Genomic DNA, 12,692 nt, shown 5'->3' with positions numbered 1-12,692 from the left:
CTCCGGTTTGTTCGGTCACAGATCGGCGTGGAATTCATCGACCAGATGTTCAACCACCGACCGCATCGCGGCCCCATGATCCCCACCTGCATCCAATGTGCCCTTCAGCACGGCCCTCTGTCGGTCCGCGCTGGTTTGTTGGGCCATGCGTCGAAGGCGTTCGACATCATCCGCGCAGCCAAGCGCTTCGGCATCCTCCGCGGTCAACATGATCAACTCGTCTATAAGTTCCGGCATTGCCACGACCTCGCCCCGTCCAAAGTCGATCAACCCTTCCGACACGCCGTATCGCTGCGCCCGCCAACGGTTTTCGTTCACGAGGAAACGGTCATAGACGCGCCACCTTTGGTTCAGGCCCCGCAACCGGCATAACATGCGCACAAGGCATTGGATCAAAGCCGCAAGCGCCAGTTGATCCTCCAGCCGGGGGGAGACATCGCAAATCCGCGTCTCAAGCGTTGGGAAGTTGGCGGACGGGCGCAGGTCCCACCATATTTTGGAGGTGTCTTCGATCAGACCCAGGTCGATCAGAACATCGACCGTGCGCCGATATTCCCCGAATGATCCGAAATTCGGCGGCAGGCCGGTGCGGGGCAGGTTGTCGAACACGGTCAGCCGGTAGGAGGCCAACCCCGTATCGCGCCCCTGCCAAAAGGGCGAAGACGTCGACAACGCCAGAAGGTGCGGCAGGAAATAGGTCAATTGACGCATGACATCGACGCGAAGGTCTTCGTCCGGCAATCCGACATGGCAATGCGCGCCGCAGATCAACATACGCGACACCACACCGCCCAGATCCCGGGCCAGTTGGTTGTAGCGGTCGCGATCGGTGTTCTTCTGATCCTTCCAGTCGGCAAACGGGTGGCAGGATACAGCGATAGGAGCGAGGCCGAACTTCGCGGCGCAGGCGGCCACCGTACTGCGCAACCGCCTCAGATCAGCGCGCGCATCTGCGATTGTCGGGCAGATGCCGGTGCCGACCTCGATCTGGCATTTCAGGAATTCCGGGCTGACCTGGCCCTCCAACTCCGCTGTGCAAGCCTCCATCAAACCCGCCGGAGCCTCTGCCAGATCGTAGGATTCGCGATCCACCAGCAAATATTCCTCCTCGATCCCGAGGGTGAAGTGATCGTCGGCGAAGTGTTGAGCCATAGCGGGCCTCCCTATGTGGTAGGGTGGTCCGGGGGTGGGGATATGGCAAGGAAAAGCGCCCCTACGGATGGGCAAGCGATTTCCGTCGCTCCGGATTTCCGCAATCGCGTGCGCCGCCGGAATGCGGCATTTCACTGGTGTTCCCCGCGATCGGGGCAATTTGAAACACAACATTTGATAAGGACCCCAACCCATGAACCGCCGCGCTTTTCTATCGACGTCTCTTCTTGCTGCTCCGGCCCTGCTGACACTCTCCGGTCTGCCCGCCGCCGCTGCTTCCACCGGCTCCGCCCTGCTGGAGGCGCCCGGCTTTTCCTCGTCCGGCAGCTTTACGATCCCCGGCTTCGGCGCGGGTGGGAATGGCCGTCTGACGATGGATTTCACCAACGGCCCCAGCGTTCAGGCGCAGTTCGGTGCAAATGCTGTCAGCCGGATCATGGCGGCAGGCTCCAACAGCCGCATCGGCATTCACTATGAAGGCCATAATGGCCTCGACAGCTACGTGACCCGCTGGACCTTGAACAACGCAACCGCCGGTGGTGCGACTGCCGTGTTCAGTGTCGATGGCGGTCTTACGGCTGAGGTCTCGGCGCTTGTCGGCGGTGATCAGGATGCGGGCGCCGGACTGGCCGCGATGATCGTTGCGGCGATGTCGGCGGGCGCGGTGTTCCGTGGCTCAACCTCCGGCCAGTTGCAGGCGCTGGTCGCCACGCGCGCGACACCGGCGGGCGCGGATTTCGGCCTCGACGTGACGGTGCGCGCAAGCTGATCGCCTCACCGCTCTGCGAACTTGGAAAAAGCGTTCACATGAACGCTTTTTTCGCGAAAAATCCGTTCAAGTGAACGCAACTGTGACCAAATGGACGGGTTTTCCTGACCTCTGATTGTCCAAACGTAGGGATTCCCGCAATCGCGGTCGGGCGTCGGGGGAGCCGCTAGGTTGATCGACAAGTTAACCGAAAGGACTTGCACCCGATGTTGATCCGCTCGATCCTGACCATCGCCGTTCTCGGCACCTTCGTTTTCGGCGCGGCTGCCAATGCCGAAACGCCACGCACCACGTCCGCAACACGGTTTTCGTCTGATGCACGGAGTGGACAGCCCCAGCGGTGACATCTACCGGCCTTTTGCCAGCGCGGGCGGTCTTGGAACCACGCGCTGACCCACCCGAATTCTCCCTCCCTGTTGGACTAGCCCCCGGACCTGTTCCGGGGGTCTTTTTTTGCGTGGGCACCAAAAAATAACGTGTCCGGACACGAAACTTGTCCCGTCGGGGCGCGAACGGGCCTATATTATGCGCAACGATGGGCTCAAGCCTTGCGGCACCAAACCCGTCCAATTGCCTGCAGAACACCGGAGGCCACCACATGTCGAAGAAGACTGAGACCATCGAAATCCGCCTCTCGCCTGAGTTGAAGTCCGCCCTGGCGCGGGTCAGCGACGGCAAGGGGCGTTCGATGTCTGAAATGGTGCGCGGTCTGATCGAGGGCGAGGTGGATGGGCGCGGTCAACCGCAACCCATCACCGGAGAGCCCATCATGCTCAGATCCACCTACACACGCGCTTTGCGTGCACTTGCATTCGCCCTGCCGATCCTCGCTTTGGCCTTTATTTACGTGGTCTCAGCGCAGACACCCGCCATGGCAAACGCCGAAATCCGCATCTTCTTCGCGGAGGTCGACGAAAACGGCGATGGTCGCATCACCTTGCCGGAGGTAGAGGCCTTCCTCGCCGACGATTGGCAGGCTGAGCCCGATTGCGCAGAACAAGAAGAGCCCTGCACACTGTCGGCCTATGCCGCGTATCAGTTGAACCGTGCGGATGTCGACCAAAGCGCGGATGTCTCCTATTCCGAGTTCGAGGCCGTCAACATCCGGGACTGGGCCGATGATTTCCTGCATGCCGATATTGATGAGAATGGGCTGCTGACGCTGGATGAGGTGGTCGCGGTCGAGCTTTACTGGGCGCTCGAATATGGCGCGCTTGATGCCGATGAAATGGCCCGTCTTTCGGGTGCTTGCCTGGCGCAGGTTGAGGCGGAAGAGGTCAGGGGCCTGGCGAGCACTTGCGGCCTGCAATCCGAAGGCCGCGCCGAATTGGCGGCCTATGACGCTGACCGGTCGGGCACCGTCAGCCTGTTGGAGTACTTGAACCGATAGGTCTGTCCCAGAGCGGCCCCCAAAAACTGGGCCGCTCAATCCTCCGACACGTGGCGTCTGAGGTCGGCGATGCGCGTCTCAGTACATCCGACAAGGGCAAGCGCTTCCGCCTCATCCTCGATCATCGCGACCGTTGGCCCGCCCACGCCGTCCCAGCTTTTGTAAACCATCTCTGCCATCCGCCTGGAGACCGGCGTCGGACAGTAATAGACCAGCATCGCCGGGAAGATCGGCAACGCCATTTCGCCCGCCTTTTGCGCCTGAAGGGCCATCAGGCGCGGCATGTCATTTTCGACCTCCGTCACACGGGAAAGATCCAAAAGGTGCTTTTGCCCTGGGGCAGCATCGGGGTGTTGCGCAAACTCGGCAAAGACGCGCGCCGTCTCATCAATCTCGGCACGACCCGAATAGGCCACGACGACAAGGCCGCGATTGGGGTAGATGTCGTAGGTGATCGGCATGGTGTTGGCTCGCCCCGGTAGAACAGCCGCCCGTGTTTGGGCGGCTGAAATCGTCTAGTCCTATTATTCCATAACGGGAATGGTGAATTCCCCGCCTTCCTTGATGCCCGACGGCCAGCGCGAGGTGACGGTTTTGGTCCGTGTGTAGAAGCGGAACGCGTCCGGCCCGTGCTGGTTCAGATCACCGAAGACCGATTTCTTCCAGCCACCGAAGGTGTGGTAGGCCAGTGGGACGGGGATCGGCACGTTGATACCGACCATGCCCACGTTCACACGGTTCGCAAAGTCGCGCGCGGCGTCGCCATCTCGGGTGAAAATCGCGGTACCGTTTCCGTATTCGTGGTCCATGGCCAGTTTCAGCGCTTCCTCGTAGGAGCCCGCGCGCACGGTGCTGAGGACCGGCCCGAAGATCTCTTTCTGGTAGATCTCCATATCCGGCGTGACGCGGTCGAACAGGTGCGGGCCAACGAAGAATCCGTCCTCATAGCCTTGCAAGTTGAAATCCCGGCCATCTACGACCAGTTCCGCGCCCGCATCGACGCCCGATTGCACGAGGCGTTGGATGTTTTCCTTGGCCATTGGCGTGACCACGGGGCCATAGTCGACGTCGTCACCCGAGGTGTAGGGGCCGACTTTCAGAGCTTCGATCTTTGGCACCAGTTTCTCGATCAGGCGGTCGGCGGTTTCGTCCCCCACCGGAACCGCGACGGAGATCGCCATGCAGCGTTCGCCCGCAGCGCCATAGCCCGCGCCCACAAGCGCATCCGCAGCCTGATCCATGTCCGCATCCGGCATGATGATCATGTGGTTCTTGGCGCCGCCGAAGCACTGAACGCGCTTGCCGTTGGCGCAGCCACGCTCGTAGATGTACGCCGCGATTGGGGTGGAGCCGACAAAGCCGATGCCCGAGATCGTCTCGTTATCGAGGATCGCATCAACGCTTTCCTTGTCACCATTCACAACCTGCAACAGGCCGTCGGGCAGGCCCGCCTCCTGCATCAACTCGGCCAGCATCAGCGGGACCGAGGGATCACGCTCAGACGGCTTGAGGATGAAGGCGTTGCCGCAGACAAGGGCAGGGGCCATCTTCCACATCGGGATCATGGCGGGGAAGTTGAACGGCGTGATGCCGGCGGCCACGCCGATGGGCTGGCGCAGCGAATACATGTCGATGCCGGGGCCGGCGCTGTCGGTGAACTCACCTTTCAGCATGTGCGGCGCGCCGATGCAGAATTCGACCACTTCAAGCCCGCGCTGCACGTCGCCCTTGGCGTCCGGGATGGTCTTGCCATGTTCGCGTGACAGCGCCTCGGCCAGTTTGTCCATGTCGCGCTGCAGGAGGCTGACGAACTTCATCATCACCCGCGCGCGGCGTTGGGGGTTGGTGGCGGCCCAAGCAGGCTGCGCCTTGGCGGCATCGGCGACCGCAGCGTCCAGCTCGGCCTTGGAGGCCAAGGCCACTTGTGCCTGCACTTCACCCGTGGCGGGGTTCCACACATCCGCCGTCCGCCCGGACGTGCCCGCGACGTGTTTGCCGTTAATCCAATGACCGATCTGTTCCATTTGCTCTCTCCCAAGCGCGAAAACCATTTGCGCAGACAATAGCCTTGCATTTCCGCCGGGAAAAGCGACAGGTTCGCAGGATCATTTTGCAAGGATGCAAGAATGAACTGGGATGATCTGCGCGTATTTCTGGCAACGGCGCGGGCCGAAAGCCTGACGGCAGCGAAGGCAGCCTTGCGTCTGGACCCCGCCACAATCGCGCGCCGCATCGCGCGGCTGGAGGATGCGGCAGGCGCGCCTTTGTTCCTGAAATCACCGCAAGGCTATCGGTTGACGGAAGCGGGCCAGCGCCTTCTGGCCCATGCGGAGGAGGCCGAGGCCGCGCTTGACCGCGGCATGGGTGCTTTGTCAGGCGCGGGTGAGACGCTCTCCGGCCCGATCCGCATCGGTGCGCCCGATGGCTGCGCAACCTACCTGCTGCCGCAGGTCTGTGCCGCGATCGGCCAACAGCATCCCCATCTTGACCTGCAAATCGTGGCCCTGCCGCGCGTCGTCAACCTGTCACGGCGTGAAGCGGACTTTGCAATCACCGTGTCGAAACCCGACACGGCACGGCTGCAGGCGGAAAAGCTGAGCGATTACCGCCTGTCGCTGGCCGCGTCACGGGACTGGCTGGCACAACATGGCGCGCCGAACAGCCTTGGCGCGCTCAAGACCGCCCCCATGATCGGGTATATCCCAGACATGATCTTTGATGCAGAACTCGACTATCTGGGTGCCTTGGGTGTGACACGTGTGGCACTGGCCTCAACATCAATCTCGGTCCAGCTCCAAATGGCGCGGGCAGGGGCGGGTTGGCGGTTGTCCATGACTTTGCCCTGCCCACAGCGCCCGAATTGCAGCGGGTTTTGCCGGACGAGGTCGCGCTTACGCGGACATTCTGGCTTGTGCGCCACAAGGGGCAGAGAGACGTGCGGCTGGACCGCGTCGCGTCGCTGCTCAGGTCCGGTTTGCAGGCTGAAATCGCGCGGCTCGAGGGGCTGGCATCAGCCTAACGCCGCGCAATGCTTCCAGAAAACTTGACAGATCACGGCCTTCGGACCCACGCTTGGCCCAAGGGACGCGCGACCAACCAAGGAGGCACCCGATGCTTGTTCAACAAATTCTCAAGGACAAATCCGATGATGGCGTCGTTACCGTGACGCCAGGATCAAGCGTGGGCGAGGCGGCGAAGACCCTGTCCAGCCGCAAGATCGGCGCGGTCGTCGTCTCCTCCGACGGCAAGCAGATGGCAGGGATCCTGTCAGAGCGGGATATTGTGCGTGCGATCGGTGCAAACGGGCCAGGGTGCCTGGCAGACCCGGTGGACAGCCTCATGACGTCGAAGATCATCTCTGCCACACGCGATGAAACCGTCGACAGCGTGTTGGGCAAGATGACAAAGGGCCGATTCCGGCACATGCCGGTGATGGAGGGCAACGAGATGGTTGGCCTGATCTCCATCGGTGATGTGGTGAAGGCGCAACTGGCGGAATTGGCGATGGAGAAGGAAGCCCTGGAAGGCATGATCAAGGGCTTTTGATGCCAACCCTGCAATAGCGCTGGCGATCCGGTTGCAAATCGGGCCGCAATCGTGTTCCCGTGCCGCCCGGAAAGACGGCGGAGGGATCCCATGCGCACAGGCCTTTATCCCGGCACATTCGACCCGATTACTTTGGGGCATGTCGATATCATCAAGCGTGCCTGCAAATTGGTCGACAAGCTGGTCATCGGTGTCGCCATAAACCGTGACAAAGGACCCTTGTTCACTTTGGAAGAACGGGTCGCGATGGTCGAGGCCGAATGCGCCAAGATGACCGAAGCGTTCGGGACGGAAATCGTCGCCCATCCCTTTGAAAACCTGTTGATCGATTGCGCCCGCGACGTGGGGGCGGAATTCATCATCCGCGGCCTGCGCGCGGTTGCGGACTTTGAATATGAATACCAGATGGTTGGCATGAACCGGAAACTGGATGCGTCCGTGACAACTGTCTTCTTGATGGCGGAGGCCGAGCATCAGGCCATTGCCTCAAAACTGGTGAAGGAAATCGCGCGTTTGGGTGGGGACGTCTCGCAATTCGTGACACCACCCGTAAATGCTGCGCTGCTTGAGAAATTCCCACGCTGAGTGGGCTGGAATTGACATAAGGAGAGCCAAATTGGCCGATATCAAAGATCCCGAAAACACGATCCTGATGGAATTGAAGGGTGGCACCGTCACCATCGAGCTTCTGCCCGACGTGGCGCCCAAGCATGTGGAGCGGATGAAGGAACTGGCCCGCGAAGGGGCCTATGACGGCGTGGTCTTCCACCGTGTGATCGATGGGTTCATGGCGCAGACGGGTGACGTGCAGCATGGCAAGGATGCCGCAAACCTGCGTATGGCGGGCACAGGTGGGTCGGACAAGCCGGACCTTCCAGCAGAATTCTCGCGCATTCCCCACGCCCGCGGGTCGCTCGGCGCCGCGCGCTCGTCCAACCCGAATTCGGCCAACAGCCAGTTCTTTATCAACTTTAAGGACAATGATTTCCTGAATGGCCAATACACCGTTTACGGCAACGTCATTGACGGGATGGAGCATGTGGACGCCATCACCCGGGGTGAGCCGCCAGCGGAGCCTGACATGATGATCACGGTGAAGGTCGCTGCCGATGCGTAAGGCGGGTCTTGCCCTCCTCCGGCCTGTGGCCGTCCTCGCCGCTTTGGCTGTGGGGCCGGTTGGGGCCACGGGGCTTGAGATCGACGTGGATGGTGAGGCGCAGGGCACAATCATCATCGACCTGTTCGAAGAGACAGCGCCGTTGCACGTTGAGCGTATCACAACGCTGGCGGGCGAGGGGGCCTATGATGATGTAGTGTTCCACCGCGTGATCGACGGCTTCATGGCGCAAACCGGTGATGTGGAATTTGGCCGGCTTGGCCAGGACATGCGTTACGCTGGCCGTGGCGGGTCGCAATACCCTGATTTGCCGGCAGAATTCTCGGACGACATTTCGTTTGAGCGTGGCATGATCGGTATGGCGCGGGGGAATAACCCAAACTCGGCGAACAGCCAATTCTTCATCATGTTCGAACCCGCGCCGCATCTGAACGGCGGCTACACGATTGTGGGGCAGGTTGTGGAAGGCATGGAGATTGTCGACCTGATCCGCAGGGGCCGTGGCCGCAACGGCGCGGTGGTGGGCGAACCTGACCGCATGACGGCCCTTCGGGTGCGCGACGATGACCCTGTGCCGCCGCCGCCGGAAGAGGATGAAGAGGTGGAGCTGGAATAGGCTCTCGCCTGCGCACTTCTGTGTGAGGTGGGCTTTGCAGCCTACGTGCAGACCGACAAGATAAGTGGGCGCGCCAGAGGACGGCGCGCCCATTTTCGTGGAGGGGCCTTATGCGCACAATACTGGCGTTGCTGCTCGTATTTGGCGTGCTGACCGGATCACCTGCTGAAGCGCAGGGGCTTGATCCGATCGCTGGCTGGCCCAACACCGATTTCAGCACGGCAACAATTGATCTGGGCGAAGTCCGCTCGGGCGGTGTGCCGCGTGACGGGATCCCTGCCATCGACGGCCCGCGCATGATTGCCGTGGGACGAGAGCGGGGTCTGGACGGGGCAGAGCCTGTCCTGACCGTTGATTTCGAGGGCACCGCCGCGCGCGCCTATCCGCTGCGCTACCTGACCTGGCATGAGATTGTGAACGATGAAGTTGGCGGGTTTCCCATTGCCGTCACCTATTGCCCGCTTTGCAATTCGGCGATGGTTTTCGCCCGCGACGTCGAGGGGCAAGTTCTCAGCTTTGGCGTCTCGGGTAACCTGCGCCATTCCGACATGATCATGTACGACCGCGAAACGGAAAGCTGGTGGCAACAGGCCGTGGGGGAGGGCATCGTCGGGGTCCATGCCGGAACGCGCCTGCGCGAATTGCCGGGCTGGCTGGAAAGCTGGGATAGCTTCCGAGCGGCCCATCCTGATGGTGTGGTCATGGCTGAGCCGCGTGGATATGGCCGGGCCTACGGGCGCAATCCTTACGTGGGCTACGACAGCTCAGGCTGGCCATTTCTCTATAGCGGAGAAGAACCGCCCCACGGCATCAGCCCGCGCGCCCGCGTTGTGCGGGTGGGCGACCGGGCCTGGACGTTGGAACGTTTGGCGTTGGAAGGCACGGTCAATGAGGCCGGGGTGACGATCACCTGGCAGGCTGGTGCGGCCTCGGCCCTCGACACTCCGCAGATCGCAAGCGGTCGGGATGTGGGGCAGATACGGGTGCGCAATGCATCCGGTCAGGACGTCCCGCACGACGTGATATTTGCCTTTGCGTTCCATGCGTTCTGGCCCGATGGAACCTGGATGCGCGCGCGCTGAGGGATTGAAACTCCAACACACGTCGCGTAGCTGGCTGCCATGGCCAGACCTCCACTTTTGCAGCTTTCCGACATTGCCCTGACCTTCGGCGGCGATCCCGTTTTTGCGTCGCTTGACCTTGTGGTGCAGGCGGGCGACCGCATGGCTTTGGTCGGGCGCAATGGCTCGGGCAAATCGACGTTGATGAAGGTGATGGCCGGGCTGGTCGAGGCTGATAAGGGCCTGCGCGTGCTGCCCGATGGAACAAGCGTAGGGTTTCTTGAGCAGGACCCCGATTTCGCGGGATTCGAGACACTGCGCGATTTCGCTTTGGCCTCACTCGGCCCGTCCGAAGAATGGCGTGTCGAGGCCGCGGCAGAGGGGCTGAAACTGCGGCTCGATGCGCCCGTCGATGCGGCCTCTGGTGGCGAACGACGCCGGGCGGCTCTGGCGCGGCTTTTGGCCGAAGCGCCCGACCTTATGTTGCTGGATGAGCCGACGAACCACCTGGATATCGAGGCAATCCAGTGGCTCGAGTCAGAGCTGAAGCAAACCAAGGCAGGCTTCATCCTGATCTCGCACGACCGGGCCTTCCTAAACGCTTTGGCGCGCGGTGTCCTTTGGCTCGACCGGGGGGTCGTTCGGCGTATGGACAAGGGGTTCGACCGTTTTGAGGACTGGCGCGATACGACCTGGGCGGAAGAGGACCTGGCCCGTCACAAGCTCGACCGCAAGATCAAGGCCGAGGCGCGATGGGCCGTGGAAGGGATCAGCGCACGCCGCAAGCGGAACATGGGCCGGGTCCGCGCCCTTGGCGAATTGCGCGCCGAACGCTCCGCCATGATCAGGCGACAGGGCACGGCCGCCATGGCGTTGGAGGCCGGGCCGCAATCGGGCAAGAAGGTGATTGAGGCTGTTGGCATCTCAAAGGCTTATGACGGCAAGGATATTCTCAAACCATTCGATCTGCGCGTTTTGCGCGGGGATCGCGTGGCGTTTGTAGGCCCTAACGGCGCTGGCAAAACGACACTTCTGAAGATGCTGACGGGTGCGTTGGAGCCCGACACAGGTAGTGTCAGCCACGGCACAGGGATCGAGATGGCGGTGTTTGATCAGACCCGCTCGGCCCTCGACCCCGATGCGACGCTTTGGGAAAGTCTCGCAAATGATCCAGAGGTCGGCGTGAAAGGCCGCGCCGATCAGGTGCTGGTGCGCGGCGTGCCAAAGCACGTCGTGGGCTATCTCAAGGAATTCTTGTTCGACGATGCACAAGCCCGCGCGCCCGTCCGCTCCCTCTCTGGTGGCGAGAAGGCGCGGCTTTTGCTGGCGCGGATCATGGCGCGGGAGAGCAATCTGTTGGTGCTCGACGAACCGACCAATGACCTCGACGTCGAAACGCTGGATCTTCTGCAAGATTTGCTGGGGGAATATCCCGGCACAGTTCTTTTGGTGAGCCACGACCGTGATTTCCTCGACCGTGTGGCGAGCACAACGGTTGCGTTGGAAGGTGCCGGGCGGGCCGTGGTCTATGCGGGCGGTTGGACGGATATGGTTGCGCAACAGGGTGCGGTCGCGCCTGAAAAGGTTGAGAAGGCCAAGCCAAGGGTTGAGAAGCGGTCTGTAGAAGCATCTGATAAGACAAAGAAATCGGGACTGTCTTTCACCGAAAAGCATCGCCTTGAAGCTTTGCCAGGCTGAGATTGAGCGTCTGGAGGCTGAAATCGCGAAGCTGTCCGATCTTCTATCAGATCCAGAGATTTACACGTCAAACCCTGTCAAGGCGCAGAAGGCGACAGATGCATTGAGCTGAACGCCAGGCCAAGCTGGATGCCGCCGAAATGGAATGGCTGGAGCTTGAGGAAAAGGCCGGTTAGCGTGCGGCAAGCTGCGTCAGGGCAACGCCGGATGCCATGACCGCGATCCCCAACAGGCGCAGGCCGGACACCGGGCTGACCTGCGCGCCGAACAGGCCAAAATGGTCAATGGCAGCCGCGCTGACCAACTGCCCCAAAAGTACGAAGAACACGGCGTTTCCGACGCCGAAAGTCGGCGCAATATAGGTGATCGTCAGGACGTAGAACGCGATCAATGCGCCCGCGAGGAACAGGTGCTTGGGCTGGCCGGGCAGTTCGCGGAGCGGCTCTAAGCCCGTCACAGCCGCAGTCACACCGGCGGTGATCAGAGCGACCACAAACAGGATCGTTGCCGCCGCAGCAGGTGAGCCGATATTGGCGCCCAACCGCGCGTTCAGTGCCGCGAGGATGGGAATGCCGATCCCGGCGGCAAACATGATGAGGGCTTGGGTCGGCATCAGGAGCAAATCCCGCCAATTGGGGCGTCTGCCCATGGGATGCGGATATCGGTGTCATCTGCGCGCGATTGCAGCGGTGTGACGGGCATGACCTGGCCGATCAAAGCCTCAAGTCGTGCGGTGCGGGCGCCTTGTGGATCGAGGGCGCGGCAACAGACATATTCTTCAACGAGTGAGGCTTGCTGTTCGTATCCGTAGGACAAAAACGAGCGCGGGTCTTCGTTGGAAAAAAGGTAAGGATCTTCGATGGTTGCGTGTTCCCAGAAGGCGCGGAAGGGGTGGTAGTTCGTGACCTCGCGGTTCTGCCATTGCCAGATGTGGGTCATCTCGTGGGCGAAGAACATCGCCGCGACGAGGCCGCGGGTGCCATCCTCGAACCGTGTATAGTCGGGCAGGACCACATCTTCGCGCAGATGCAGGGTGTTGAAGAACACGATGCCCGCCGTCTGGCCGCTGACCGTCGGCGTGTCGGGTGGCGGAAAAATCCGTTCCCGGCAGGTGGTTGGAGGACGTGTTGGGTAGATTTGCGTGAAGATGCCGACCAGCGGGTTTTCCACGATCCGCACGGGCCTTGGGTTGAATGTGGGCCCCTGGATCTCGGCCATATAGGCGATCTCGGCCTCGGTCAGGGGACGGCCGCAGGTGGCCAGAACAAGCGTCGTGAGGATCAGAAAGAGGGTCCGCATGGACCGGATCGTGACCTGCTTTGACCGAGTCCTCAACCTGTAGT

The 12,692-nt window shown here is 61.6% G+C and carries 15 protein-coding genes and 1 pseudogene; 11 read left to right on the top strand and 5 right to left on the bottom strand.

The window, feature by feature from the left end; translation table 11 throughout:
• Positions 1–15 precede the first annotated feature (15 nt).
• Positions 16–1,152 carry a carboxylate-amine ligase gene (locus ACZ1HK_RS03320; RefSeq protein WP_472627447.1) on the bottom strand — a complete coding sequence of 379 codons (1,137 nt, stop codon included), beginning with the start codon at positions 1,150–1,152 and terminating at the stop codon, positions 16–18.
• Between the two features lie 193 nt (positions 1,153–1,345).
• Between ACZ1HK_RS03320 and ACZ1HK_RS03315 the strand changes: the two genes are divergently transcribed.
• The 3 genes from ACZ1HK_RS03315 to ACZ1HK_RS03305 all read left to right on the top strand — a co-directional run bounded on the left by ACZ1HK_RS03315 (position 1,346) and on the right by ACZ1HK_RS03305 (position 3,311).
• Entirely contained in the window at positions 1,346–1,921 is a 576-nt protein-coding gene (locus ACZ1HK_RS03315) for a hypothetical protein (protein WP_472627446.1), read from the top strand.
• Between the two features lie 206 nt (positions 1,922–2,127).
• Positions 2,128–2,265 carry a hypothetical protein gene (locus ACZ1HK_RS03310; protein WP_472627445.1) on the top strand — a complete coding sequence of 46 codons (138 nt, stop codon included), beginning with the start codon at positions 2,128–2,130 and terminating at the stop codon, positions 2,263–2,265.
• 254 nt (positions 2,266–2,519) lie between these two features.
• The gene (locus tag ACZ1HK_RS03305) at positions 2,520–3,311 is read left to right on the top strand and encodes an EF-hand domain-containing protein (RefSeq protein WP_472627444.1); all 792 of its coding nucleotides are present in this window, start codon (positions 2,520–2,522) and stop codon (positions 3,309–3,311) included.
• A gap of 35 nt (positions 3,312–3,346) precedes the next feature.
• Here ACZ1HK_RS03305 and ACZ1HK_RS03300 read toward each other — a convergent pair whose 3' ends face one another.
• Positions 3,347–3,772: a hypothetical protein gene (locus ACZ1HK_RS03300; RefSeq protein WP_472627443.1), complete on the bottom strand. Its 426-nt coding sequence runs from the start codon at positions 3,770–3,772 to the stop codon at positions 3,347–3,349.
• A gap of 63 nt (positions 3,773–3,835) precedes the next feature.
• Entirely contained in the window at positions 3,836–5,335 is a 1,500-nt protein-coding gene (locus tag ACZ1HK_RS03295) for a CoA-acylating methylmalonate-semialdehyde dehydrogenase (RefSeq protein WP_472627442.1), read from the bottom strand.
• Between the two features lie 102 nt (positions 5,336–5,437).
• Between ACZ1HK_RS03295 and ACZ1HK_RS03290 the strand changes: the two are divergent.
• The 8 genes and pseudogenes from ACZ1HK_RS03290 (at position 5,438) to ACZ1HK_RS03255 (ending at position 11,461) form a co-directional block, all read left to right on the top strand.
• A pseudogene (locus ACZ1HK_RS03290) lies at positions 5,438–6,330 on the top strand (LysR family transcriptional regulator).
• 92 nt (positions 6,331–6,422) lie between these two features.
• Positions 6,423–6,857 (top strand): CBS domain-containing protein, encoded by a 435-nt coding sequence (locus tag ACZ1HK_RS03285; RefSeq protein ID WP_472627441.1) that lies wholly within the window; start codon positions 6,423–6,425, stop codon positions 6,855–6,857.
• 90 nt (positions 6,858–6,947) lie between these two features.
• Positions 6,948–7,442 (top strand): pantetheine-phosphate adenylyltransferase, encoded by a 495-nt coding sequence (coaD, locus tag ACZ1HK_RS03280; RefSeq protein WP_472627440.1) that lies wholly within the window; start codon positions 6,948–6,950, stop codon positions 7,440–7,442.
• A 31-nt stretch (positions 7,443–7,473) separates the two neighbouring features.
• Positions 7,474–7,974 carry a peptidylprolyl isomerase gene (locus tag ACZ1HK_RS03275; RefSeq protein ID WP_472627439.1) on the top strand — a complete coding sequence of 167 codons (501 nt, stop codon included), beginning with the start codon at positions 7,474–7,476 and terminating at the stop codon, positions 7,972–7,974.
• Positions 7,967–8,590 carry a peptidylprolyl isomerase gene (locus ACZ1HK_RS03270; protein WP_472627438.1) on the top strand — a complete coding sequence of 208 codons (624 nt, stop codon included), beginning with the start codon at positions 7,967–7,969 and terminating at the stop codon, positions 8,588–8,590. Before ACZ1HK_RS03275 ends, ACZ1HK_RS03270 begins: the two co-directional genes overlap by 8 nt.
• Before the next feature lie 110 nt (positions 8,591–8,700).
• A complete protein-coding gene (locus ACZ1HK_RS03265; RefSeq protein ID WP_472627437.1) occupies positions 8,701–9,672 on the top strand; it encodes a DUF3179 domain-containing protein in 972 nt (323 codons plus the stop codon).
• Between the two features lie 39 nt (positions 9,673–9,711).
• Positions 9,712–11,349, top strand: coding sequence for an ABC-F family ATP-binding cassette domain-containing protein (locus tag ACZ1HK_RS03260; protein ID WP_472627436.1), 1,638 nt, complete (start codon positions 9,712–9,714; stop codon positions 11,347–11,349).
• Positions 11,330–11,461 (top strand): ABC transporter C-terminal domain-containing protein, encoded by a 132-nt coding sequence (locus ACZ1HK_RS03255; protein ID WP_472627435.1) that lies wholly within the window; start codon positions 11,330–11,332, stop codon positions 11,459–11,461. The genes ACZ1HK_RS03260 and ACZ1HK_RS03255 overlap by 20 nt, the downstream gene beginning before the upstream one ends.
• Before the next feature lie 60 nt (positions 11,462–11,521).
• Here ACZ1HK_RS03255 and ACZ1HK_RS03250 read toward each other — a convergent pair whose 3' ends face one another.
• Both ACZ1HK_RS03250 and ACZ1HK_RS03245 read right to left on the bottom strand, forming a co-directional pair.
• The gene (locus tag ACZ1HK_RS03250) at positions 11,522–11,962 is read right to left on the bottom strand and encodes a DMT family transporter (RefSeq protein ID WP_472627434.1); all 441 of its coding nucleotides are present in this window, start codon (positions 11,960–11,962) and stop codon (positions 11,522–11,524) included.
• Positions 11,962–12,648, bottom strand: coding sequence for a hypothetical protein (locus tag ACZ1HK_RS03245; protein WP_472627433.1), 687 nt, complete (start codon positions 12,646–12,648; stop codon positions 11,962–11,964). Before ACZ1HK_RS03245 ends, ACZ1HK_RS03250 begins: the two co-directional genes overlap by 1 nt.
• Positions 12,649–12,692 lie beyond the last annotated feature (44 nt).

The sequence above is a fragment of the Gymnodinialimonas sp. JB5-7 genome (assembly GCF_055693405.1).
The sequence above is the reverse complement of the archived record's forward strand: the minus strand, read 5'-3'. Positions and strand labels throughout refer to the sequence as shown.

Coding starts and splice junctions, on each gene's coding strand:
- ACZ1HK_RS03250 (WP_472627434.1), bottom strand. CDS start 11,962: ATGCCGACCCAAGCCCTCATCATGTTTGCCGCCGGGATCGGCATTCCC.
- ACZ1HK_RS03315 (WP_472627446.1), top strand. CDS start 1,346: ATGAACCGCCGCGCTTTTCTATCGACGTCTCTTCTTGCTGCTCCGGCC.
- ACZ1HK_RS03320 (WP_472627447.1), bottom strand. CDS start 1,152: ATGGCTCAACACTTCGCCGACGATCACTTCACCCTCGGGATCGAGGAG.
- ACZ1HK_RS03245 (WP_472627433.1), bottom strand. CDS start 12,648: ATGCGGACCCTCTTTCTGATCCTCACGACGCTTGTTCTGGCCACCTGC.
- ACZ1HK_RS03295 (WP_472627442.1), bottom strand. CDS start 5,335: ATGGAACAGATCGGTCATTGGATTAACGGCAAACACGTCGCGGGCACG.
- ACZ1HK_RS03300 (WP_472627443.1), bottom strand. CDS start 3,772: ATGCCGATCACCTACGACATCTACCCCAATCGCGGCCTTGTCGTCGTG.
- coaD (WP_472627440.1), top strand. CDS start 6,948: ATGCGCACAGGCCTTTATCCCGGCACATTCGACCCGATTACTTTGGGG.
- ACZ1HK_RS03305 (WP_472627444.1), top strand. CDS start 2,520: ATGTCGAAGAAGACTGAGACCATCGAAATCCGCCTCTCGCCTGAGTTG.
- ACZ1HK_RS03265 (WP_472627437.1), top strand. CDS start 8,701: ATGCGCACAATACTGGCGTTGCTGCTCGTATTTGGCGTGCTGACCGGA.
- ACZ1HK_RS03285 (WP_472627441.1), top strand. CDS start 6,423: ATGCTTGTTCAACAAATTCTCAAGGACAAATCCGATGATGGCGTCGTT.
- ACZ1HK_RS03310 (WP_472627445.1), top strand. CDS start 2,128: ATGTTGATCCGCTCGATCCTGACCATCGCCGTTCTCGGCACCTTCGTT.
- ACZ1HK_RS03270 (WP_472627438.1), top strand. CDS start 7,967: ATGCGTAAGGCGGGTCTTGCCCTCCTCCGGCCTGTGGCCGTCCTCGCC.
- ACZ1HK_RS03260 (WP_472627436.1), top strand. CDS start 9,712: ATGGCCAGACCTCCACTTTTGCAGCTTTCCGACATTGCCCTGACCTTC.